This is a genomic window from Chthoniobacterales bacterium (assembly GCA_035274845.1).
Lineage (GTDB): Bacteria > Verrucomicrobiota > Verrucomicrobiia > Chthoniobacterales > UBA10450 > AV80.
This window is the reverse complement of the sequence record DATENU010000022.1, coordinates 153,921-176,311: the sequence shown is the minus strand read 5'-3', so window position 1 is coordinate 176,311 and position 22,391 is coordinate 153,921. Positions and strand designations below refer to the sequence as shown.

The 22,391-nt window shown below is 59.9% G+C and carries 10 protein-coding genes; all 10 read left to right on the top strand.

What is annotated here, in order from left to right; genetic code table 11:
* Nucleotides 1–247 precede the first annotated feature (247 nt).
* The 10 genes from VJU77_16990 (at nt 248) to VJU77_16945 (ending at nt 22,389) form a co-directional block, all read left to right on the top strand.
* Nucleotides 248–3,079 (top strand): hypothetical protein, encoded by a 2,832-nt coding sequence (locus tag VJU77_16990; protein ID HKP05050.1) that lies wholly within the window; start codon nt 248–250, stop codon nt 3,077–3,079.
* Between the two features lie 220 nt (nt 3,080–3,299).
* Nucleotides 3,300–6,506, top strand: a complete 3,207-nt coding sequence (locus tag VJU77_16985; GenBank protein HKP05049.1) for a hypothetical protein — start codon at nt 3,300–3,302, stop codon at nt 6,504–6,506.
* A gap of 164 nt (nt 6,507–6,670) precedes the next feature.
* Nucleotides 6,671–7,030, top strand: a complete 360-nt coding sequence (locus VJU77_16980) for a four-helix bundle copper-binding protein (protein HKP05048.1) — start codon at nt 6,671–6,673, stop codon at nt 7,028–7,030.
* A gap of 164 nt (nt 7,031–7,194) precedes the next feature.
* On the top strand, nt 7,195–8,079 hold the full coding sequence (gene rfbD / locus VJU77_16975) for a dTDP-4-dehydrorhamnose reductase (GenBank protein ID HKP05047.1): 885 nt from the start codon (nt 7,195–7,197) through the stop codon (nt 8,077–8,079).
* A 108-nt stretch (nt 8,080–8,187) separates the two neighbouring features.
* A complete protein-coding gene (locus VJU77_16970) occupies nt 8,188–11,043 on the top strand; it encodes a zinc-dependent metalloprotease family protein (GenBank protein HKP05046.1) in 2,856 nt (951 codons plus the stop codon).
* A 78-nt stretch (nt 11,044–11,121) separates the two neighbouring features.
* Nucleotides 11,122–12,891 carry a hypothetical protein gene (locus VJU77_16965; protein ID HKP05045.1) on the top strand — a complete coding sequence of 590 codons (1,770 nt, stop codon included), beginning with the start codon at nt 11,122–11,124 and terminating at the stop codon, nt 12,889–12,891.
* A 211-nt stretch (nt 12,892–13,102) separates the two neighbouring features.
* Nucleotides 13,103–15,628: a S8 family serine peptidase gene (locus VJU77_16960; protein ID HKP05044.1), complete on the top strand. Its 2,526-nt coding sequence runs from the start codon at nt 13,103–13,105 to the stop codon at nt 15,626–15,628.
* 67 nt (nt 15,629–15,695) lie between these two features.
* Nucleotides 15,696–19,550, top strand: coding sequence for a hypothetical protein (locus tag VJU77_16955; GenBank protein HKP05043.1), 3,855 nt, complete (start codon nt 15,696–15,698; stop codon nt 19,548–19,550).
* 193 nt (nt 19,551–19,743) lie between these two features.
* Nucleotides 19,744–21,519, top strand: coding sequence for a CAP domain-containing protein (locus VJU77_16950; GenBank protein ID HKP05042.1), 1,776 nt, complete (start codon nt 19,744–19,746; stop codon nt 21,517–21,519).
* Nucleotides 21,520–21,690: 171 nt separating this feature from the next.
* Nucleotides 21,691–22,389, top strand: a complete 699-nt coding sequence (locus VJU77_16945) for a DUF1573 domain-containing protein (GenBank protein HKP05041.1) — start codon at nt 21,691–21,693, stop codon at nt 22,387–22,389.
* Nucleotides 22,390–22,391: the final 2 nt, after the last annotated feature.

Here is a 22,391-nt window from a genome sequence, read left to right as displayed (position 1 = left end):
GCCGCTCATTTCAACCGCGGAACCTGTTACTTTTTCGAGAGGATTTTTTCCCAAAAAGTGCTCTCATATGGCAGGAAATCCGAGACACCTCGGGCGCTTTGGAGTTCACACCATGCTAAAAAGATTCATTACTTGTGTCATAGTCCCATTGCTTTTGCTCTTCAGCAATAGTTCGGGAGATTTAATCGCAAAATCCCCCGCCAAAAACGCTGAAAACGGGGCCGGGCCGAGCGGCACTCTCGAGAGGATGATCGTAGCGAACGGGAGCGTCGCGATGGATCTCGATCTGAAGCGGCTCAACGGAGACGCCTCGGTGGAAAAAGCGCAGTTGGAAACCCTGCATTTCGCGGTGTCGCCAAATTCGTTCTTCACGATGATCGTTCTGAACGATCTCTTGCGCGGGCCAGAGCCCGGCGCGATGGCATTGACGCCTCAGAATTCCGCGACTCTTCCCGCGGCGTTGACGGCTTCCATCCAACAGCTGGTCGTGGAAAAAGCTTCTTCGGAAGCAAGCTTCGATCTCGTGGTGCGCGACGCCAGGACGGGCTTCGTTTTCTTCAATATTGATGGACACCAGTACAATTACGACGCGGCCCAGCATGTCCTTCGGATCGACGCCGGGAGACTTCTCGTTTCGAAAGAATTCGCCCAGCAGCTCGCAAACGTGGAAGCGGGCGCGATCGTGGGAAACATTTCGATTGCGGCCTCGGTTTATCCGATCGAAATCGACAAGGTAGTCGACGGTTCGGTGCAATCCTCGGTGATGCCGCCGCTGCGGCACGACAGCAATCAGCCGTCCGTTCCTTCGGTCGGCACGGCCCCCGGGCCGGACGTCATCGTGGGAGATTTGCCGAGCATGACGCAGGCTGGGAGCGCTGGCGGCTTTGTCGGACTCGGTGTCGCGACGACTTCCTGTAATAACGGCGTGGTGGACTTGGATTGGTTCCAGTTGCCGAGCAACGACCATCCGGTCATCCCGCAGAATTTGTATCGGATGAGTGGCGGGACGACCAACAACGACCATTTCGAACAGGTCGGCCAATCCTGGCTAAAGCACGCTTTCACGGCCCTGACTGAAAACATTTGCGGCTTTGGTTGTAATGGAGTGGGGGGTTCGCATCTGGGTTCAGGTTGTTCCGATCCTTATTCAGCCAGCTTAAATTCTCAGCAAAGCCGGCTGGGTTCTCGCGCGTGGGTGAACCCGTTCACGGGCGTTTATCCCAGAGGCGATTCGGCCACCAACCCGAATAACCACTCGGGTCACAGCGAAACGGGCACGACCCACCGCTGCCTGGTGGCGGTCAGCGACCTGGACACAACGCAAAATGTGGGAGCGACCTATTTTGCCGAAGGTCAATATGTGACGCCGCATGAATTTCTCTGGTGCAGCCAGAACCCCGGTCAGTGCGTCAACAACGCCAACATGAAGAACAACGTTTCCTACCGGCGGTTTACCGTAACGGGTACCACCACCTTCTCTTTCACAGGAGCGGCTTCCACGGTGCGGACGGAACCTGCGATCAACGCCTGGAGGGCGGCGCACGCCGCCGAGGCTGTAGAAACGAGAGTCACGATCAATCAGATCGAGCCGGCGCCTGGAGTCGACGGGATCGGATACGTCGGTTACCGCGTGACGAATCCGTCGGCGGGGGTCTGGCATTATGAGTACATCGTGTACAATCAGAACCTCGATCGCGCGATTCAGTCTTTCGCGGTGCCGGTTGCCTTTGGCAGCGGAGCCACCCTGAGCAACCTGGGCTTCCATGCGCCGACAAATCATCCTGGAATTGCCAATGACGGCACCCTGGGCGACGCGGGCTACAGCAATACCGCATGGGGTAACGTGCAAGACAGCTCGAGCATCACCTGGAGCAGCGAGACGTTTGCGGTGAACCAGAACGCGAATGCGATTCGCTGGGGCACCATGTATAATTTCCGGTTCGATTCCAACACCCCGCCGCAGGCCACGACCGCGACGATCGGATTTTTCAAGACCGGTTCGCCCATTACGGTGTCGATCATGGCTCCTGGGACCGCGGGCCCGACGCCTACACCGACGGCCACACCGGTGCCGACGGCTACGCCGACCGCGACCCCTGTGCCAACGGCGACGCCGACGGCTACGCCAGTGCCTACGGCAACCCCAACTCCGACCGTAGCGCCGACGGCCACGCCGACTGCGACTCCCGTGCCAACTGCAACCCCAACTCCGGTGCCGACGGCAACCGCGACGCCGAATCCGACCGCAACGGCGACTCCAAACCCGACCGCAACACCGAATCCGACGGCAACGCCGAGTCCAGCGCCGCCGACTCAGCTGGGTAACATCGCCACGCGACTGTCGGTCGGGACAGGTGACAATGCACTAATTGGTGGATTCATTGTCACCGGGACCACGCCAAAGACGGTCATCATCCGTGCCATCGGCCCGTCGATCGGATTGCCCGGTCAGCTTGCGAATCCGACGCTCGAGCTCCGCAATTCAGCGGGCGCGGTGATCGATCAAAATGACGATTGGCAGGTTTCCAACAGCCACACCCAGGATATCATCGACAAGGGCCTGGCCCCGTCCAACGCTCTCGAATCCGCTCTCATGGCGACCCTTCCGGCCAACGGCGCGGCTTACACGGCGATCGTGCGCGGAGCGAACAACACGACGGGCATCGGCGTGGTCCAGATTTACGATGTGGATCCGTTTGGGAACGCGAGGCTGGCCAACATTTCCTCACGTGGGCTGGTGGAGACGGGCGACAATGTGCTGATCGCGGGAATGATCGTGGTGGGTCAAAGCTCGCAAAACGTAGTGGTGCGCGCGATTGGGCCATCGCTGACTATTGCTGGAAAACTGGCGGATCCGTCGCTGGAATTGCACGATGGAAACGGGAACATGGTAGAAGGGAACGACGACTGGGAGCTGTCGAACAACAAGCAGGCGCTGATCGATAGCGGGCTTGCTCCGTCGAGCCCGGTGGAAAGCGCAATTATCCGGGCCCTGCCGCCGGGGAATTACACCGCGCTTGTGAAGGGTTCGGGCGGCGCGACCGGCATCGCCGTGGTCGAAGCCTACGGAATCAATTAAGACTGAAACCGCGAAGTGGCGATCACTTGGAGCTCCGGCCAGGGTGATCGCAGTCGCGCCATGCCTCAAATGGTTGAGGCATGGCGACTTCGTTGATTGCCCGTCTCAATAAGATCTTGCCTGACGCGGCAGAATTTTCCTACTATCGGTCAAGGGTCAGGAGCGCGCCGCCTCCAGGATTCATTCAAGGGATTGCCCGGAGCTTTGGGAGTTTCAAAACATGTTAAAAACACTAGTCCTTCGTATCGTGGTCCCGGTGCTGTTGCTGTTGAGCAACAGCTCGGGAGATTTGATCGCTCGATCGCCAGCCAAAAGCGCTGACGGACCGAGCGGCACGCTGGAAAGAATGATCGTCGCGAACGGGAGCGTCGCGATGGATCTCGACCTCAAGCGGCTCAACGGGGACGCCTCGGCGGAAAAGGCCCAGCTGGAAACACTGCGTTTCGCGGTGTCGCCAAATTCGTTTTTCACGATGCTCGTCCTCAACGATCAGCTGCGCGGGCCGGAGCCCGGCTCGATGGCTTTGACGCCACAAAATTCTGGGACTCTTCCCGCGGCGTTAAGCGCTTCCATCCGGCAGTTGGTCCTGGAAAAAGTTTCCTGGGGAGAAAGTGTCGAACTGGTGCTGCGCGACTCCAGGACCGGCCTTGTTTTCTTCAATATTGATGGCCACGAGTACAATTACGACGCGGCCCAGCGGGTCCTTCGGATCGACAACGGCAGACTCCTCGTTTCGAAGGAATTCGCCCGGCAGCTCGGAAACGTGGAAGCAGGTGCAATCGTGGGAAACATCTCGATTGCGGCTTCCGTTTACCCGATCGAAATCGACAAGCTGGTGAACGGATCGGTGCAATCATCGGTGATGCCGCCGCTCCGGCATGACAGTAATCAGCCATCTGTCCCTTCGGTGGGCACAGCGCCCGGGCCCGACGTCATCGTAGGAGACTTACCCGCCATGCAACAATTTGGAACCGCCTCGGGCGGCTTTGTTGGACTCGGCGTCGCCACGACTTCCTGCAACAACGGCATCGTGGACCTGGACTGGTTTCAGTTGCCTAGCAACGACCATCCAGTCATCCCGCAGAATTTGTATCGAATGAGCGGCGGAACGAGCAACAACGACCGGTTCGAACAGGTCGGCCAGTCCTGGCTCAAACATGCTTTCACCGCCTTGACTCAGAATATCTGCGGCTTTGGCTGCAACGGTACCGGCGGCTCCCATCTTGGCTCGGGCTGCTCCGATCCTTATTCAGCCAGCCTGAATTCCGATCAAACCGGGATTGGTTCGCGGGCGTGGGTCAATCCCTTTACGGGTGTTTATCCTCGAGGCGATTCGGGGGCTACGAATCCGAATAACCACACCGGCCACACCCACGCGGGTCCAACTCATCGCTGCCTGGTCGCAGTCAGCGATCTGGACACCACGCAAAACACCGGGGCGACTTATTTTGCCGAAGGTCAATATGTGACTCCGCACGAATTCCTCTGGTGCAGCCAGAATCCGGGCCAATGCGTCAATAACGCGAACATGAAGAATAACGTCTCGTATCGGCGGTTTACGGTTACCGGCACGACCAGTTTCACTTTTTCCGGGACCGGTTTCACCACGGTGAGGACGGAGCCTGCCATCAACGCCTGGAGGGCAGCGACCAGCAACCCGCAGGCGACTATTAACCAAATCGAGCCGGCGCCGGGAGTCGATGGCGTCGGGTTTGTCGGTTATCGAGTGACGAATCCTTCGACGGGTGTCTGGCACTACGAATACGTGGTTTACAATGAGAATCTGGACCGGGCGATCCAATCCTTCACGGTGCCTGTTGCCTTTGGTAGCGGAGCCACCGTGAGCAATCTCGGATTCCATGCCCCGACGAATCATCCTGGGATTGCGAATGACGGCACGTTAGGAAGCGCGGGATATAGCAACACAGCCTGGGGCTCCACCCAAGGCAGTTCTGATCTCACCTGGAGCAGCGAGACTTTCGCTCAAAACCAGAACGCCAACGCGATTCGCTGGGGCACGCTTTACAATTTCCGGTTCGATTCCAACACCCCGCCGCAGGCCACGACCGCGACGATCGGATTTTTCAAGACCGGTTCGCCCATAACGGTGGCGATCATGGCTCCCGGGACTGCGGGCCCGACGCCTACGCCGACGGCAACACCGGTTCCGACGGCTACGCCAACTCCGACTCCGGTGCCAACGGCCACGCCGACTGCAACCCCTACGGCCACGCCGAATCCGACGCCGACCGCCACGCCAGTCCCAACCGCAACCCCGACTCCGACGGTCGCGCCGACGGCCACGCCAACTCCCACCGTGGCTCCGACTGCAACTCCGACGCCGACCGTTACGCCGAACCCGACGCCGACCGCTACTCCGAACCCGACACCGACTGCTACGCCAGTCCCAACCGCAACCCCGACCCCAACAGTAGGAGAAACCGTTACACCAACGGCAACCCCGACTCCGTCGCCCTCCCCATCCGCATCCCCGTCGCCATCGGCCTCGCCCTCGCCATCCGCGTCGCCCTCGCCTAGTGCTTCTCCTTCGCCGTCCGCGTCCCCATCGCCTAGTGCTTCTCCTTCGCCGTCTGCGTCTCCATCGCCCTCTCCGTCAGCCTCGCCCTCTCCTTCGGCGTCCCCCAGCCCAGCGCCTCCGACTCAGCTGGGTAACATCGCCACGCGACTGTCGGTCGGGAATGGCGATAACGTGCTCATTGGAGGGTTCATCGTCACCGGGACCGCACCCAAGAAGGTTATCGTCCGTGCCATCGGTCCATCCCTCGGATTGCCGGGCCAGTTGGCTAACCCGACGCTCGAATTGCGCAATGCAGCGGGGGCGTTGGTCGATCAAAACGACGATTGGCAGGTATCCAACAGCAACAAGCAGGCGATCATCGATGCCGGGCTGGCGCCGGCCAACGATCTGGAGTCTGCGGTCATGGCGACGCTTCCCGCCAACGGCGCGGCTTACACGGCGATCGTGCGCGGAGCGAACAACGCGATGGGCATTGGCGTCGTCCAGATCTACGATGTGGATCCCTTTGGCAATGCAAAGCTGGCCAATATCTCCTCACGTGGACTGGTGCAGAACGGCGACAATGTGCTGATCGCAGGAATGATCGTAGTGGGTCAGGCGACGCAGGATGTGGTGGTGCGCGCGATTGGGCCGTCGCTGACCATTGCTGGAAAACTGACGGATCCAGCGCTGGAATTACGCGATGGAAACGGCAACCTGCTCGAAGCGAACGACGACTGGACGTTGTCGAACAACCAAGTAGCGATCAGCGGTACTGGACTTGCGCCGGCGAATAGCAAGGAGTCGGCGATCATTCGCACACTGGTGCCGGGGAATTACACCGCGATTGTGAAGGGCTCGGGCGGCGTGACCGGCATCGCCGTGGTCGAAGCCTACGGGATTAACTAAAACGGAAACCGCGAAGGGCGATCACCTGGGAGTCCCGCCAGGATGATCGCAGTCGCGTGTTTTGGCTCCCAATAAAATCTTGCCTTGCCAGGCAAAGTTTTTCTACTGTCGGCCGAGGGCTAAGAGCGGCCCGCATCCAAAATTCATTCGAGAGGAAAATAGCTATGTGGCCTCCAAAATTTAGCGATTGCATCGATGCCTGTAACGTTGCGCGCCGGCGTTGCGAACGAGTGGTGACGGCCGGGCTGGCCCAGCCGGATGTGAACACGGTGGCGTCGGTCATCGTGACCGCGCGGGATTGTGCGCGGATCGCGACCCTGACCACGCAGCTCCTCGAGCGCGGGTCGAAGTATGCCTATCCTATTTGCGATGTCTGCGCGCGGGCTTGCGAAGAACTCGCGAAAGCCTGCGACAAGCATTCGAAGGTGGAAGCTTTTTCGCGGTGCGCCGAGGCCTGCCGTAAGTGCGCGCAGGAGTGCGCGAAACTCGCGAAGGCTAAGAAGCCGACGAAGCCGGCGAAATAAGCGCCGGAATCCCAAATCCAAACCCCCAAATTCCAAATGAAGGGGGAAAGCTCCAAGCGCCAAGGAGCCCGGGTGGCGAAAATCGGTCTTTGAACTTTGGTTTTTTGAGTTTGCCTGGGATTTGGAGCTTGGGATTTGGAATTTCCGGCGCTTAGTTGGGCGCAATGCAGAGAATTGTTATCGTTGGCGCCGGCGGCCGGCTCGGCGCTGCGCTGACGCGAGAGTACGGTAAGGAATTCTCCGTCGTCGGATTTAATCACGCGCAACTGGATCTCGGCGCGCCGGAACAACTGCGCACCACTCTCGGCGGACTGGAGTTCGATGCGTTGATCAACACCGCGGCGCAGACAAACGTCGATCGCTGCGAGACGCACGTGGACGAAGCATTTGCGCTCAACGCTGAAGCGCCGCGGGTTCTCGCTGAAATTTGCGCGGCGAAGCGAGCGCGGTTCATCCATATCAGTACCGATTACGTGTTCGATGGCGAGAAGCGCGAGCCTTACGCGGAAGAGGACCCGGCGCGCCCGATCAGTGTTTACGGAGAATCGAAAAGGGAAGGGGAGCGGCGCGCGCTGGAGGCGAATGAGCGCGCGTTAATGGTGCGCGTGTCGTGGGTCTTCGGTCCCGATCGGCCGAGCTTCGTCGATTGGGCCATCAACCAGGCTCGGGAACACGATGAGGTGAAGGCGATCGCGGACAAATGGGCGACGCCGACTTACACTTTGGATTTGGCGGCCTGGCTGAAGCCGCTCGCTGCAGCCAGGGTCGGCGATCCCGGCTACGCCAGCGGGATTCTCCATCTGGCCAACACCGGCGAGTGCAGTTGGCAGGAGTACGCCCAATGGGCGCTCGACTGCTGCCATGAGAAGGGAATTCCACTGAAAGCGCGCACGGTTGGCGCATCGTCCCTCGCTGACATGACGAGCTTCGTCGCGAAGCGGCCGGTGTACAGCGTGCTTTCGAGCGCGCGATACGAGGCGCTCACCGGCCAAACGGTGCGTCCGTGGCGCAAGGTGGTCGCAGACTATGTTCGCCATCACATCAGGTAGCGGCGGGGTCCCGGAGGATATCCCCGAAAAGAACCTGCGAAGGCTTGAAAAAAAATCTCGCCTATTTGTCTCGGGTTGAGCAATATGCGCCGAAGCAAATCCATTATTATGCGTAAATTGATTGCATCTTTTCTCATTGTCTTCGTTCCTATCGGGGCCTTCGCCCAGTCCGCGCTTTGGCAGGATGTGAGGGAAAGCGAAATAGCCACCAAACGTCCAAGCCAGGTTCTCCCGCAGCGGTATCGGACTCTGCGGCTGAATACAGTGGCAATGGCCCAGCTTCTAAACAGCGCCCCGATGGAGTTCAGTGACGCGGCGAAAACCCGTCACGTGATCATTACGCTGCCGAAAGCGGATGGGGGCTTCTGGCGTTTCGAGATTACAGAATCGCCAATGGTTTCCCCGCAGGTTGCCGCCGAAGCTCCGGATTGGAAAACGTACTCGGGACAGGGGATCGAAGATCGAACTGCGACCGTTCGCCTGAGCTGGTCCAAGGAAGGTTTACGCGCTTTCATCATCGGCGCGGATGGGTCTCATTACCTTGACCCCTATTCTCCTGGCGATCCGGAAAACTACATTGCGTATCGCAAGCAGGATTTGGAGGCGCCGAAAAGCTCCTTTCATTGTGAGATTGACCGGCTTTTCGAGCTGGGCAAGCGCGCCACCGCTGGCGATCGCCGTGCCCCCATCGAGCCGGCCGTTCCCGAGTTTAGTAACGGAGCGAATTTGAGGACTTATCGCATAGCGATCGCGACCACCGGAGAGTACACTGTCGACCGGGGCGGCCAGGCAACCGCCTTGGCGGACGTGATGAACGCGGTAAACCGCCTCATTCTCATCTACCGTCGGGACCTGTCGTTGACCTTCACCCTTGTCTCCGGGACAAACACCGTTTTTCCGGACCCGGCCACTGATCCGTACGACAACACGGACAACGGCGCGCAACTCACGATCAATCAAACCACTCTCGACAACACGATCGGCGCCGCCAATTACGACATCGGCCATTTGTTCGGCACGGGTGGGGGCGGCGTCGCCCTAAGCCCGTCGGTGTGCTCGACCCAAAAAGCGCAAGGTTATTCCGCCCGCGTTCCACCAACGGGCGATTCTTTTTGGGTCGACTATGTGGCCCACGAAATCGGCCATCAATTCGCCGGAAAGCACACTTACAACACATCCGAGGGTCCAGTCTGCAGCACCCGTTCGGCCCCGAACGCGTTCGAAATCGCGAGCGGAAGTACCATCATGTCCTACGTCGGCATTTGCGGGGACCGAAACCAGCAACGGTTTTCATTCGATAACTTTCATATCCGCAGTCTCACCCAGATGCTGGACCAGATCGAGAACGGGGAAAGCTCGACTTGCGGCACGAGCACTCCCACCGGAAACAATGTCCCGGTCGCAGGCGCGGGAGCGGGCTTTACGATCCCGAAATTGACTCCTTTCACCCTCACCGCCACGGCGACCGACGCGGACAATGACCCGTTAACTTATTCCTGGGAGGAATACGACCTGGCCCCTTCCGCCAGCGGGCCGAATGGAGTGCCTCCGGGGACCTACGATGTCGACACGGACGGCGTCCTGCGTCCTTTGTTTCGGGTTTACGCTCCAGCCGCGAGCTCGTCCCGCACCTACCCGAGCCTGACCTACATTTTGAACAACGCGAACACTCCCCCGCTGACTTTCACGGGAACTTCGCCCACCGGCGCTGTTTGCCGGACGGGAGACACCTGTGTGACCGGTGAGAACCTTCCCTCCGTGGCCCGGACAATGAACTTCCGCGTCGCCGTTCGGGACAACAAAGGAGGCATAAGCGACGCCGGCGTGGCGATAAACATCGACGCGGCGAGCGGACCGTTTGTTGTCACGGCACCGAATACGGCCGTGACCGTAGCGGCGGGTTCGCAGTTGACGGTGAACTGGAATGTGGCCAACACCACAGCGACGCCGGTCAGCGCGGCAAATGTGAAAATCTCGCTCTCCACGGATGGCGGGACTTCCTTTGCCGCCGTGCTGGCCGCGAGCGTTCCTAATAATGGCACCGCCAACGTCACGGTGCCGAATCTTCCGACCACCACGGCCCGCATCAAGGTGGAAGCCGTCGGCAATATTTTCTTCGATATTTCCGACGCCAATTTTACGATTACGGGAAATGGCGCACCCGGCCTCGTCGGCAACATCTCTACCCGCCTGCCCGTCGGCACGGGGGATAACGCCCTCATTGAAGGGTTTATTATCCAGGGCCCAGCAGGCTCGACAAAGAAGCTCCTGGTGCGCGCGATCGGACCATCCCTCGCGGCGTTTGGAGTTACCGACGCAGTGGCCAATCCGACCCTGGGAATTTTCGACGCCAGTAATGCGCAGATCGCTTCGAATGATAATTGGAAAACGACGCAGGTGGGTGGGATCATCACCGGCGATCAATTTGCGGAAATCAACGGAAGCGGAGTGGCGCCGGGGAACGACCTGGAATCGGCGATTGTCGCTGACCTCACGCCCGCCAGTTACACGGCGGTGGTACGCGGGGCGAACAACACGGTGGGCACCGGGGTGGTCGATGCCTACGACCTGAGCCCGGCATCAACGGCGCGGGTGGCCAACGTGGCAACGAGAGGATTGGTCCAACCCGGCGACAGACTGCTGATCGGCGGATTCATTATCCAGAATGGACCGGTCAGGGTAGTGGTCCGGGCGATCGGTCCTTCGTTGGCGGCGTTTGGCATTACCAATGCGCTGCCCGACACAACCCTTCAGCTCAGGGACCAGAACGGGAACATTGTGCGGGAGAATGACGACTGGATGACGGACCAGGCGGTAGAACTCCAGGGCACCGGGCTTCAACCGACCAACAATCTCGAGGCGGCCCTGGTCCAGACGATTCAGCCCGGGCAGTACACCGCTCAGGTTCGCGGTAAACCCGAAACTACCGGCACCGGTTTGGTTGAAGTTTATTTCCTGCAGTGACCGGAAGCAGGGAGCCCCCCGGGCTGGAGTTGTAGGATTTCCTCTTCTTTTTTCAGAAAACGAAGGCAGGTTTGCCGGATGTTCGCAAACGTCCAGCTTTACCTGATCAGATTCATCGCCCTCACTGCGGCAACGGCGCTGTCTCAAGCGATAGCGCAGACCCAATATTCGATCGGCACTCCGAGCAATGAGGAGCAATATATGATCGAGCTCATCAACCGGGCGCGTGCGAATGGCGGCGCGGAAGCGGCTCGGCTCGGATTGAGCGGGCTCCAGGAAGGCAACCCCAACATCAACGGCGAATCCTGGACCATTCAGAATTCGGTCCAGCCACTTTCGCGAAATTCGTTGCTCTTCAATTCGGCGCAAGGCCACGCCACCAATCTCAACAATGGCGATCAATTTTTTTCCGGCCAAAATCCGCACACTTATCCGAATGGGACTTCTAGCCCTCAAATTCGAATTGCGGCGGCGAATTACTCGATGGCGAACTATAACGGGCCGACCACCGCTTCCGGTTTTTTTCCAGGCCCGGAAAACATTGCGGAATCAGAGACCATCGGGAGCGGTCCGTTCACGGGCGCGAAGTTGATCACGGAAATTCTCAACGATCACAATAATCTTTTCACGGACCAGACTGTGCCGGGTCGGGGACATCGCATGACGACAATGCTGGCGTTTTTCCGGGAGATCGGGATCGGGATCAGCGCAGGGACTGACAACGGTCAGGGCAATACGTGGGATTCGCTCTATGTCGTCCAGAATTTCGGAACGCAGACTAACTCGACTCCGTTCATTACCGGCGTTGTATACCGCGATACAAACGGCAACGGATTCTATGATCCGGGTGAAGGCATCGGGGGCGTGCGGATCGATGTTGCAGGGTCGAATTTCTTCGCGGTGAGCTCTTCTTCCGGCGGCTATTCGGTGCCGGTGCCGGGTAATGGATCTTACAACGTGACTTTCAGCGGCGGCGGACAGGCGACTGCGCAACGGACAGTGACGGTGGCAAATTCGCTCAACGCTAAGGCCGATTATTTGGCGACCGGCGCAATCGTTCCCTCTCTCCTGGCTAACATTTCCACCCGGCTGCGGATGCAAAATGGCGGCGACGTTTTGATCGGTGGGATGATCACCCAGGGCACCGCGGGAAAGAAAGTTATTATCCGGGCGATCGGTCCCACCCTTACCGACTTTGGCTTGCCGGGCGCATTGCAAGATCCAACTCTCGAGGTTTTTCAAGGCAATACCTCTGTGGCCACGAATGACGATTGGCGTAATTCCGCCCAGCAGGCCGAGATCCAGAACAGCGGACTCGCGCCGGCCAAAGATGCGGAGTCAGCGATCATCGTGACGCTAAGTCCAAATCAAGCCTACACCGCCGTGGTTCGGGGAAAGAATGGGCAATTCGGACTCGCCGTGGTGGATGCTTTCGATCTCGACCAGGCCGCCGCCTCAAAACTCGCCAACATCAGCACGCGTGGATTTGTGGGGGTGGATGACAATGTGATGATCGCCGGTGTGATTGTCGGACCGGCAAGCGGGGGGAGCATTAATGTTCTGGTGCGGGCGCTTGGGCCGACTCTGACCAACTTCGGAGTGGCTGGCGCGCTCGCGAATCCAACGGTCGATCTGGTCAACGCGAATGGGATTGTGCTCCGCTCGAATGATGACTGGAAGAGCGATCCCAGCCAGATGGCTTTGATCCAGGCGGCTAACCTCGCACCCCAATTCGACGCGGAATCGGCGTTGGTGCAAACCATCCCGCCAGGTGCCTACACAGCTGTCGTCCGGGGGGCTGGCCGGACGACCGGAGTGGGGTTAGTGGAAGCCTATAATATTCAATAAGGCGCGATTTGAATCCGTCGTTTTTTCGGTGCGCAAGGGGCCGACCTAAGTGTGTTCGATGTGAAAAAAACACTCGACACAGTTACGCTTCGCGGGTAGAAAGCAGGGTCTCGTCCACGACTCAAAAGGCCGTCCGAGCCGCAGTGGTTTTGCCCGTGGATCACAGCAACCGATTGCTGTTTTTTCGCATACCCAGCCGGAGAAAATGTTTATGAACAAAGAGCGTCTTTCTCGAAGTGGTTTCTCTTATCCACGCATCCTCCTCGGCCTGGTTTTGGGCATGGCGGGAATGCTCCTCGCGTTGATTGCTTTTGGCCTCTCCTCCGGTGTTTCCGCCCAGGCGGGGAATTCCGCGCCCGCGTCCAAGATCGCATCGTGGGTTCTCGAGCGGACGGCAAACGGCGCTCAGGCTGAGTTCCTCGTGGTTCTGTCCGACCAGGCCGATCTCCGCGCCGCGGATGCCTTGCGGACCAAGGAAGAAAAAGGCCGCTACGTCCGCGACGTTTTGTGGAACAAAGCGCAATCAACCCAGGGGCCGCTTCTCGCCTGGTTGAGAGAGCACCAGGTGGAGCATCGCGCTTACTACATCGTGAACCTGATCTGGGTGAAAGGAAATCGCGATCTCGCGATGCAGCTCGCAGCGCGGCCCGACGTGCTCCGCGTCGATGGGAATCCCAGCGTCCGCAATTTGGCTGAGCCGGAGCCGGAGGAGCAAGTTGCGCCGGAGGTTATCACCGCCATCGAGCCCGGCATCAATTACACTAAGGCGCCGCAAGTCTGGGCGGCCGGATTCTTTGGCCAGGGAATCACTGTCGCTGGAGCGGATACGGGAATCCGCTGGACGCACAACACCCTGAAGCCGCATTACCGCGGCTGGGACGGCGCGGTGGCCAATCACGACTACAATTGGCACGATAGCATTCACACCAGCACTGGAGTGTGTGGTCAGGATTCCGTTCAGCCATGCGACGATCACGGCCACGGCACCCACACGATGGGCACGGTGGTGGGCGATGACGGGGGCGCGAATCAGATCGGCATGGCTCCAGGAGCGAAGTGGATTGGCTGCCGCAACATGAATGGGGGCGCCGGCACGCCCGCTACCTACATCGAGTGCATGGAGTTTTTCCTCGCGCCCTATCCGGTCGGTGGCACGCCTGCGCAGGGAGATTCAACCAAGGCGCCGGACGTAACGAACAATTCATGGGGTTGCCCTCCCTCGGAAGGCTGTAACGTCACGTCGCTCCAGTCGGCCGTGGCAGCGCAACGCGCGGCTGGGATCGTGATGGTCGTTTCGGCGGGCAACAGCGGCCCTGCCTGTTCCACGGTTTCGGACCCGCCATCCCTCTACGAGGAGGTCTACAGTGTTGGAGCTTTGACCACCGCGACGGACAACATCGCTTCCTTTAGCAGTCGTGGCCCGGTGACCGCCGACGGAAGTTTGCGCCTGAAGCCCGATATCTCCGCCCCCGGCACGGCCACTCGTTCGGCCACCCGGAGCAGCGATACGGCTTTTGCGAACCTGAGCGGCACGTCCATGGCCTCCCCGCACGTTGCCGGCGCGGTTGCCTTATTATTGTCGGCAAGACCAGTGCTGCGGGGAGACGTGATGGGAACTCGCAGTGTGCTGAGCGCGTCGGCGGTTCATATCAATTCCAATACCTGCGACTCTCCGAATCCGCCTGGCTCGCCGAATAATACCTTTGGTAACGGGCGGCTCGACGTCAAAGCCGCGGTCGACGCCGGCCCAGGCCCGAGCCCGACCCCGACGCCCATACCATCCGTAACTCCGACGCCATCCCCGTCTCCTTCGCCCACGGCTACCCCGTCACCTTCTGCATCGCCATCTCCATCAGCGTCGCCCTCTCCGTCCGCATCACCTTCACCGTCTGCATCGCCATCGCCCTCCGCATCGCCCTCACCATCTCCGTCCGCCTCGCCGTCGCCTTCCGCGAGTCCAACGCCGCCGACGCAGTTAGGTAACATCGCCACGCGGCTCGCGGTCGGGACGGGCGATGACGCGCTCATTGGCGGATTCATCGTTACGGGTAGCGCCCCCAAGAAAGTCATCGTCCGTGCTGTCGGGCCGTCGATCGGGTTGCCGGGCCAACTAGCGAATCCAACTCTCGAGCTGCGCAATTCAGCGGGCGCGCTGCTGGATCAAAATGACGACTGGCAGGTCGCGAACAGCAACAAACAGGCGATCATCGACGCCGGCCTGGCCCCAACGAACGATCTCGAATCGGCTGTCATGGCAACCCTTCCCGCGAACGGCGCGGCTTACACGGCGATTGTGCGCGGAGCAAGTAACACGACAGGAATCGGGGTCGTTCAGATCTACGATGTGGACAGTGCCGGAGCTTCAAGGTTGGCCAATATTTCCTCGCGCGGCCTGGTGCAAAATGGGGACAATGTTCTGATCGCGGGAATGATCGTCCTGGGGCAAGCCTCGCAAAAGGTAGTGGTGCGTGCGATCGGACCATCCCTCACCATCCCTGGAAAACTGGCGAACCCATCTCTGGAATTGCGCGATGCCAGCGGCACGGTCCTGGATTCGAACGACGACTGGGTGCTGTCGAACGACCAACAGGCAATCATCGACAGCGGACTCGCTCCCACGCATGACATGGAGTCGGCCATCATCCGTAGTTTACCGCCCGGGGCTTACACCGCGATTGTGAAAGGTTCGGGCAATCTGACCGGCATTGCGGTCGTGGAAGCATACGCAGTTAACTAGACAGTTCGCTCTTCGGTGACGCGCGAATCCGGCGGCGGCATCCGAGCAACAAACAGACAAATCTCTTATGAAAAACGAACGCCATTCTCGGGGCGGTTTCTTTAGCCCGCGCATCCTGCTCAGCCTTGTTTTTTGCCTGTTTGGTGGGTTGCTGGCCATCTTCTCGGTTGCGGGCGTGCCGTCGGTTCTCCTGCGCCAGGCCGACGAGCGGCCTCGCTTCATGCCGGTTCCGGAAGGGGATTTGGATGATTTCAACCGGATGGAAGAAGAATGGCACGATCGGTTGACCTACCCGACCGGCGTGTTCGATCCCGCGTGGGTTCGGCGCGCCGCGGAACACGACGCAACCATTGCGCGGAGCGTTCCGTTCGGACAGCGGGCGACGAACCTCCTGCGGGGTCCCGAGGCGCCGCTCGAATTGGATCAAACTTCTTTTGTCGCCCTTGGCCCAAAACCGGAGCGGATGACCGGCTGCAGCGGCTGCTTTAGTTACAGCACCACGGAGGGTCGGGTGAACGCCATCGCTGTCGATCCCACCACGACCACGAATGGCTCGATCACGGCCTACATCGCCGCCGTAGGCGGCGGGGTTTGGAAGTCAACGAACTGTTGCAATGGCTCGACCAGCTGGACTCAGGTTACGGACAACGCGCTGGTCAGTACAACCAGTATCGACACTCTGGCGATTGACCCGAACGATCACAATACGATCTACGCCGGGACCGGCGATCTGAACTACGGCTCGTTTTCGATGGGCAGCCAGGGCATTCTAAAATCCACCAATGGCGGGGCCTCCTGGGTAGTGCTCGCGTCAGATATTTTCGGGGCGATGCTGCCGGAGCCCCCGGGGCAATTCCCTCAGTATCAAGCCGTCGGCAAGGTGCGGGTTGATCCGAACAACAGCAACAGAGTCGTGGCCGGGACGAAGACCGGTCTCTATTTCTCCTACGACGGCGGCACCAACTGGACAGGCCCTTGCACGACGAACAGCTTCAGCACGCAACGCCAGGACATCACCGGTCTGGAATTGACCAACGTGGGTGGCACCACCCGGATTCTCGCCGCTGTCGGCGTCAGAGGGTTTGCGACAACAGTGCAGTACAATCTCAACCAGAATGGCGCGAATGGTCTCTACAAGGGGACAATGCCTGCGAGCGGATGCCCGTCCGATTTCACCCTGATCTCGCGCAACGATAACGGCTTCGTCTTCGGCCCGCAGGTGACTGGCAGCGCGTATTCGACGGGAGCTGCCATGAACGCGGGCAGCGGCACACCCTATGGCGGGGTCGGCACCGGGACGCAGCCGGGACGAATGGATATCGCCGTCGCTCCCAGCAACCCGAATGTTATTTACGCGCAGGTCCAATCGATCGCTCCTAACAGCAACAGCGGCTGTGGCGGCGCTAACGGCTGTCAGCTCGGCGTTTGGTCGAGCACGGACGGGGGCGCCAGCTGGAGTTTCATGATTGGCTCGGCAGGTGGCTCCCTTTTGAATTGCTCCGGCGGCGCGGGTGATTATCCCCAGAATTGGTATGACCAGGGGCTGGCAGTCGATCCGAATAATCCGGACCGCCTTTTTGTCGACACCTTCGACACCTGGCTGGCGAGTCGTGTCGGCGCGAGTTTCTACGACCTGACCTGCGGCTATAGCGGCGGCACCGTGGTGCACGTCGACCATCATGCTCTCGCCTTTGTCCCGGGCTCATCCGACTTGCTGCTCGAAGGAAGTGACGGCGGCATCTTTGGATCCAGCAACGCTTCGGCGGCGGTCATCGGGGTTACCCGGAACACCTGGTTCAACATGGACACGGACTTGAACACGATTGAGTTCTATTCCGGCGACATTAGCGGGAACTTCGCCACCTCAGCCACGCCCCAGGCGGTCGGTGGGGCGCAGGACAACGGACCGAGCTCGGTTACCTTCACTGGAAGCGCGACCGGACCGATCCAGTGGCAGGAAGGACTCGGCGGGGACGGGTTCTCCGGCCGAATTGATCCGGTAGGCACTGGCACGAGCAATCGCTTTTTCGAAGGCAACAATAGCGGCGGTGTCAGCCGGTGCATCAGCAATTGCACCGTGGGCGGGGCCGTCTGGACGAGCGTGAAAGGCGGTTGGGGTAGCGACCAACAGTCCTTCATCCTGCCGATCGATCTTTTTCACGGCGGCATTCCCGGCGGCGACGACTGTCTGCCCGCCGGTACTCCTGGCGGGTGTGGCCATCTTATTGCCGGCACGACGCGGGTATGGGAATCGGTTTCTGGCGGTAACGCTACGATGCCGAGCTCAAGCTGGTACATCACGAACAATCCGCCCGGTTCGGCGGCTGGCCCTAACCTTTGCAAAGGAACGCTCGGCAATCGCTCATTCATTAACCAGGTCAAGTATTCGCCAAAGTTTCAGAGCGTTGCCATTGTCGGAACTAATGACGGCAATGTGCAGATCGGTTTCAATCTCGGCACCAGCATCGCGTCCCAGGCGACGTGGGTGAACGTCACCGGTAATAACGCCATTTTGCCGAATCGTCCGGTGCTCGGTATCGCCCTTGATCCATCAGTGCCGGCCGCAAATGTCCCCGTCGGTTATGCCGCGGTGGGCGGGTTCAACGCCAATACGCCGACGACCCCCGGCCATGTCTTTCAAGTGACTTGCGCGGCCACCTGCGGGTCGTTCACCTGGCTCGACAAAACCGGGAACCTCCCGGATATCCCGGTGGATTCGATCATCGTGAATCCAAATATTCCGCAGCAGGTCTTCGCCGGCACCGACTTCGGACTTTACTACACCGACGACATTACGGCGGCCTCGCCCACCTGGTCACGTTTCAACAATGGTCTGCCGAACGTGATGATCTGGGACATGCAGATCGATCGCGGGAGCACGACTCTGTCGCTTTGGACGCGAGGGCGTGGCGCCTATGCCTGGCCGCTGCCGACGAGCCCGGGGCCATCGCCTACTCCGACACCAGTTCCGACTGCAACACCGGTTCCGACTGCCACGCCAGTGCCAACGGCGACGCCGGTTCCAACGGCCACTCCAGTTCCCACTGCGACGCCAGTTCCGACGGTCACTCCAGTTCCCACTACCACGCCAGTTCCGACCGCGACGCCAGTCCCGACTACGACGCCGGTGCCAACAGCAACGGCAACTCCCACGCCTCACGCGAATCTCGCCAATATCGCCACCCGCTTGCGGGTTGAGAACGGAGACAACATCCTCATCGGCGGATTCATCGTCTCGGGAACGGCGCCCAAGAAGGTGGTTATTCGCGCCATTGGACCGTCGCTCGGATTGCCCGATCAGCTCGCGAACCCGACGCTCGAGCTGCGCAATTCATCGGGCGCGCTTCTCGATCAAAACGACGATTGGCAAACCTCGCCTAACAAACAAGCCATCATCGATAGTGGCCTGGCCCCGACCAACGATTTGGAATCAGCCATCATCGCGACTCTGCCGGCTAACGGGGCTTATACCGCGTTGCTGAGCGGAGCAAACAACACCACCGGCATCGGGGTCGTGCAGATTTACGACATCGACCAGGCGGCGGATTCGAAGCTGGCCAATATTTCTTCGCGCGGTCTGGTCAAGACGGGAGACAACGTGCTCTTCGCGGGTGTGATCGTGCAGGGACAAACGTCTCAAAAAGTCATCGTGCGCGCCATCGGGCCATCGCTGACAATCGCCGGAAAGTTGGCGGACCCGACGATGGAATTACACGATGACAACGGAGCTTTGCTGGAGTCGAACGACAACTGGATGCTCTCGATCAACAAGCAAGCGATCATCGACAGCGGGCTTGCCCCGACGGACGACAGCGAATCCGCAATCCTCCGAATATTGCCGCCAGGAGCTTACACCGCCATTGTGCGTGGGGTGGGAGATACTAGCGGCATCGCCGTGGTAGAAGCGTACGCGCTGGATTAGGGACCGGCCGGCCGCGCGGGGTGCGCCCTGCGATTATTGCATTTCGGTAGCGGCAGGGCCACCCCGGGAGGGGCGGCAACGGCACTTTTACTGCTTAAGTGCTTATGCGATGGACGGATTCAACCCCTGCCACAACCGAGCGCTATTCTCTTCCCCACGGATTCACCGTGTCGTCGCGTCCCTCTTGTTTTTGGTGGCCGGCGGCGTGGCCGCCGACGCCCAGGATACAACCCCGCTCGCGCCACCTTCACCTCCGCCGATCTTCTCTTCCGCGGCGGGTTCCCTGGTGTCTCCTCTGGAGCCACAGGACGGACAACTTTATTCGATCGGTAACCCCACCAAGGAGGAGCAATTCTACCTGGAGCTGATCAATCGTGCGCGCGCCAACCCGCCGGCCGAAGGACTTCGTCTCGCGGGCCTAACCGATCCAAACATTCTCAGCGCTTATTCCGTCTTCGGGGTGAACCTCGTTCTGATGCAGGCGCAGTTCGCCACGGTCCTTCCCAGCCCGCCGCTCTCGATGAATGCGACCCTCGCCACGGTCGCCAGGGCGCACAGTCAAAACATGCTGCAAAACAATTACCAGGGACATAACGGCCCCGACGGCGACCTGCTCACCCGGCTCCAGGCCTACGTCTCGGGAGCCTTCGGTTACACCCTGGGCGAAAACGTTTACGCCTATTCAAAATCGGTCCCGTACGGGCATGCCGGATTTGAGGTCGACTGGGGTGGCACGATCGCGACCGGCGGAATGCAGTCGCCGCCAGGGCATCGGATCAATATCCACAACGCTGATTTTCGCGAAGTAGGGATTGGCGTCGTGCTCGGCAGCAATGGCGGCAGCGGCGGGGTTGGACCTCAGCTCGTGACCCAGGATTTCGGCAGTGTCGGCGGTCTTTTGCCTTTCGTGACGGGAGTCGTTTACCGCGATCTCAACGGCAATGGACTTTATGATCCGGACGAGGGGATGGGCGGCGTGACCGTCAACGTTTCGAACACGAACTATTATGCGGTGACGGCGAGCGCCGGGGGCTATTCGGTGCCGGTTCCGGGCGATGGCGCTTATACGGTAACCTTTAGCGGCGGCTCCGTTTCGATTGCTCAAAAAAACGTCAACGTCGTCGGAACCCAGAATGTAAAGGCTGACTACCTGGTCACCGGCTCCCCCACACCTACCCCGCCGCCAACGCCAACTCCGACGCCCCCTGCCGCACCGATTTTGGCCAATATCTCGACGCGCGCCGTTGTGGGAACAAACGAGAATGTTTTGATTGGCGGCTTCATTGTCACCGGAGCGCAAACCAAGAAAGTCATCATCCGCGGAATCGGCCCATCGTTGTCGTTGCCGGGCAAAATGCTTGATCCGATTCTCGAATTGCACGATTCGACCGGCGCACAGATCGGCTTCAACGACGATTGGAGCCAGGCCGGAAACAGCCAGGCGATCAACGGTAGCGGCCTTGCTCCGATCGACCCCAACGAGTCCGCTATTCTTGCCACGCTTGCCCCCGGTTCCTACACGGCGGTTCTTCGCAGCGCTAACGAAACCACCGGCGCCGCGGTCGTGGAAGTGTACGACCTCGATTTCTCGGTTAATTCCAAACTGGCCAATATATCAACGCGGGCCTCGGTCCAGTCGGGTGACGCTGTCCTGATCGGCGGCTTGATCGTGGCGGGACAATCAGCCGCCAACGTGATTGTGCGCGCCATCGGCCCGTCGCTTCCGCTTCCGGGGGCAATGACCGATCCCATTCTCGAGCTCCGGGACCCTGATGGCGCCCTGATGGCCTCGAACGACAACTGGCGTTCGACGCAGGAAGCGGCCATCAGTCAGACGGGCCTGGCCCCGGCTAACAACGCGGAATCGGCCATCCTCGTGTCGCTTTCGCCCGGGGCCTATACGGCAATCGTTCGCGGTGCGAATGAAACGACCGGAGTGGCCGTCGTCGAAGTTTACCAGCTCAACTGAGTTGAAGCCGGTACGCCCTCGTGCTGCTTTGGAGCCGGCACGCCACCGTGCCGGAAGGGGAGCCCGCCCTCGCCCCGCAGTAGCCGTTTTCCCCCTACGGCCTGGGGGCAGGCCGCCTCCAAATGTTGAGATTGTTTGACACCGCAGGCGTACCCCGTTTTGCTTTCCGGTATGAACGGCAAAAAGACTTTACTCGTCGGTCTCTTTTCTCTTGCGATCGCTGCTGCTGCGCAGGCGTCGTTGTCCTGGGAAAAGACCGAGCTGGAACTGAAACCGGCGCTCGGCGCTGCGACCGCGGTCGGCGTTTTCAAATACGAAAACAAAGGCGACAAACCGGTCCATTTTAATGCGGTGCGCCCATCGTGCGGCTGCACCACGGCGGCACTGGCCAAGAATGATGTGGCGCCTGGGGAAAAGGGTGAAATCACCGCGACCTTCAATATCGGCGATCGCACTGGTTTGCAGCAGAAGACGATCACCGTTGAAACGGATGATGCCCAGGCTCCGACGACCGTGCTGACCCTCAAAGCAATGATCACTTCGGTCCTCGACCTCGATCCACCAAACGTCGCCTGGCAGGCGGGCGAAGCTGCCAAAGCCAAAACGATTCTCGCCAAGGCCGGTAAGGATGTGACCGTCAAGAATATCGAGGTCACATCTTCGAGCACGGAATTTACCACGAAGGTGGAACCCGGCTCCGGGCCCGGCGAATTCAAGATCAACGTCCAGCCGAAAGAGACCGACAAGGCCCTCAACGCCACCTTGACGGTCAAGCCCGATGCCGCGGTCACTCCGGCGAAAGTTTTCTACGCGTCCGCGCGCGTGTTGCCTCCGACGACTGCCCCTGCGGCCCCTCCTGCCAAGCCTTAGTT